The sequence below is a fragment of the Acutalibacter caecimuris genome (assembly GCF_034335085.1).
Classification (GTDB): Bacteria; Bacillota; Clostridia; order Oscillospirales; family Acutalibacteraceae; genus Acutalibacter; species Acutalibacter caecimuris.
Window position 1 is genome coordinate 1 of sequence record NZ_JAWXXJ010000097.1, and the last position, 604, is coordinate 604.

A 604-nucleotide genomic window follows, 5' to 3' on the forward strand; every position below is an offset into this window, starting at 1 on the left:
ATCAGCTGCTGGTGGCGCTGGTAAATGGTCTTATGGGGGGCGCTGGGGAAAAACTGCTTTAAGTCCATAAGCAGCACCCCGCCCTGCCTGCCATAGCGCCGGTAATGCCAGCGCAGCTGTTCCTTAAGCTCCCGGAAATGCCAATGCAGGCCCTTGCCCCTCTGGCTGGCCCCGTTGTGCTTTATCATGCTGGGGCCGTACAGGGGCACCAGCACATTATTGCAAAGGGTCTTATGCACCTGCCTGTCCGACACATGGGGCGCATCTATGGGCCGTACCTTGCCCCTTTCCCGCAGGGTGAAGTGGGAGCATTTCATAGGCTTCCACCTCTGCTCCAGCACCAGCCTGCGGCGCTTGGCTGTGCCGGAAAACAGGTGCATTTCAAAGTTTTGCACAGACTGTTTCCAGCGCACCCCGTTGCAGCACTTCCTGCCGTACTTGAACATTTCCCCGTAAGAAAAAACCTTTTCCACCGGGCCAAGCGTCTCGCACCGCTTTTGCCTATTTGCCGCCCGTTTTGCTTGGCGGCGTTTGTAACGCGCCTCCCGGCGCTCTTCACTGGTCATAAGTATTCGCCCTCCGTATAGTGTTTGGGGCATTGGTG

The 604-nt window shown here is 57.5% G+C and carries 1 protein-coding gene; it reads right to left on the reverse strand.

Annotated elements, in window-relative coordinates; translation table 11 throughout:
• Nucleotides 1-566 (reverse strand): RNA-dependent RNA polymerase family protein (locus U8U01_RS17350; protein WP_496196416.1); only part of this gene is annotated, 566 nt, incomplete at its 3' end.
• Between the last annotated feature and the right edge of the window lie 38 nt (nucleotides 567-604).